Annotated in this window: 2 protein-coding genes and 1 pseudogene; 2 read left to right on the forward strand and 1 reads right to left on the reverse strand. The window is 40.1% G+C overall.

What is annotated here, in order from left to right; genetic code table 11:
* Together RSX24_RS32125 and RSX24_RS32130 are read left to right on the forward strand one after the other, a co-directional pair.
* A pseudogene (locus RSX24_RS32125) lies at positions 1–556 on the forward strand (hypothetical protein); the annotation flags it as partial.
* 22 nt (positions 557–578) lie between these two features.
* A complete protein-coding gene (locus RSX24_RS32130; protein ID WP_236421564.1) occupies positions 579–1,166 on the forward strand; it encodes a pentapeptide repeat-containing protein in 588 nt (195 codons plus the stop codon).
* Between the two features lie 364 nt (positions 1,167–1,530).
* Here RSX24_RS32130 and RSX24_RS32135 read toward each other — a convergent pair whose 3' ends face one another.
* Positions 1,531–1,773 carry a transposase gene (locus RSX24_RS32135; RefSeq protein ID WP_236421565.1) on the reverse strand — a complete coding sequence of 81 codons (243 nt, stop codon included), beginning with the start codon at positions 1,771–1,773 and terminating at the stop codon, positions 1,531–1,533.
* Positions 1,774–2,140 lie beyond the last annotated feature (367 nt).

A 2,140-nucleotide genomic window follows, 5' to 3' on the forward strand; every position in this document is an offset into this window, starting at 1 on the left:
CAATAGCCAGCAGCAGCGTTTTTGGAGTGAAATGGAAGCAGGCAAAGGTGATTTAGCGAAGAAGTTGGATGAGGGGACGGGAAATGCTGACTTAGACAAAATTAGAGAAACTGCTCCAGATTACTATAAAGAATTGATAGACAAGTATGGGGATGAGGGAAAATACTACGCTAGATCTCCAGAAGAGTATGAGAGTTTGGCAAAAGATCCAGCAAAAAACTTTAAAATAAACGAAAAGACAAAAATTGAAAGACTAGCAGGCTTGGAGTTAGAGGCGAGAGGGGACCTACCTGGTCCTATAGTTAGAGATACCAATCCAGCAGGTGCAGAATTTATTGACGCAACAGGTGTATTGTGGGACGTTAAAGGATGGTATTCAAAATTTGCGCCAAAGGGTTATACACTGGAAAAGGCAATTGCTGATATAGAAGAATCACTTTCAAAAGGGGAGAATGTTATCATCGATTCATCAAAAATGTTCCCAGAACATATAGACGAAGTACGCAAAGCGGTAAAAGAATTAGGTTTAAGTGATATGTTGCTGTGGTGGCCATAAAGTATGTGAAAGGAAGAATTACATGGATGATAATATGTTTATAAAACATCATAAATGGGCAGAATCGGATGGTAATATTGGAGAAAAAATAGAAATTGTAAAAGAAGAATTACAACAACTGAATCTTACAGGGATGAATCTGAGTTGTTCAGAGATTGTAGAGTCAAATATGAGTAGTTCGTTTTTTGCTAATAATGATATGAGTGATTGCTATTTTTTAAGTACATCATTTGAAAGAACGATTTTCTCGGAATGCATACTGAGTAAAACGGTATTTGACTACACTTCCTTAAAACATTCAAATATATTAAATTGTGTAGGGATAAAAGCGTCTTTTGATGATGCAGACCTCAGCTTCGCTAATATATCTGGATCTGACTTGAGGCGAGCATCATTTCGAAGAGCAAATTTAAGCTGCTCAAAGTTTTCTAATGTTGATTTAACAAATGCTATATTTGATGGGGCACTTCTCTATGAAACTAGTTTTGAAGAAATAAACGGGATTGATGAAGTGTCTGCCAAACATATTTTTGTTGGAACTGAAGAGGAACCAATAAGGCTGGACGGTGATGATATTAAAAAGTGGTTAATGGAGCAGATGAGTGGATAATATCTTCATTAGCGAAATCTCCCTAACAACGAGATCGCAAAACACAACCAATCACTATATAATTCAAACACTTGTTTAAATTTCAAAAGCTCATTCCAACTTATTTAGTAGGAGAGAGCTTTTTTTCATGTTCAAAATTAAAGGAAGAAAAAGGGGATGGAAAAACGTGGATAAGTAAGGCGAGAAGAGTTGATAAACTAGGGGTGTCTTCAAACTCAAGCAAGCCACACCATAATGGATGCCGGAGTCGAAAAAGCCTTGAACGTACACGCTAATTTATCGTAGCGAGTTGCCAGACGACGATTGCTTTTGACTTTATTGAAAAAAACACTCCACTAAATGGCGTTCTCTATAGATATCTCGGTCAACGGGTTGTATTTCTCGGCGTTGGAATCACTGGGATCGCTTGTTCCTCGTTCAGAAGCGCCCTGATCGCATTCGTATCATAGACTCGATCAGCTAATACTTGTTTCATCGTCGGTTCGATGGCTTGCAGAAGTTTGTAGCGCTGAACCGAGTCATGAGCTTCACCACCCGTTAATTCGAAACGAAGTGGATTTCCGAGCGCATCGACGATGGCATGAATTTTGGTGCTTAAACTACCCACGGGAACGTTCGATCGCTTGCTTGCTTTGCCCCCGCTCCGTGCTGGTGAACGCGCACAATCGTGGCATCAATCATAATGCTTTCCTCATCGCTATATAGGGAGACAACCTTCAGCACCTTATCCCGAATTCCCGCTTTCTGCCAACGTCAAAAGTGAGTGTAGACGGATTTCCAGTGGGGAAAGTGGCCAGGAAGATCACGCCATGGGGCGTCTGAATGTGCAGCCCAAAGGATGGTTGATTTATGGTTAGATACCATCGTAATTAACCTGTTTTTGTTATTTTCGTTTTTGTCAATGTCAAGAAACTGAATGACTTAAAGAACGGGGATGCGTATACGAACCCCACGTTCTTGGGTATGGACCAGCA

Source organism: Paenibacillus hubeiensis, assembly GCF_032334105.1.
GTDB classification, from domain to species: domain Bacteria; phylum Bacillota; class Bacilli; order Paenibacillales; family Paenibacillaceae; genus Paenibacillus; species Paenibacillus hubeiensis.

Coding starts and splice junctions, on each gene's coding strand:
- RSX24_RS32130 (WP_236421564.1), top strand. CDS start 579: ATGGATGATAATATGTTTATAAAACATCATAAATGGGCAGAATCGGAT.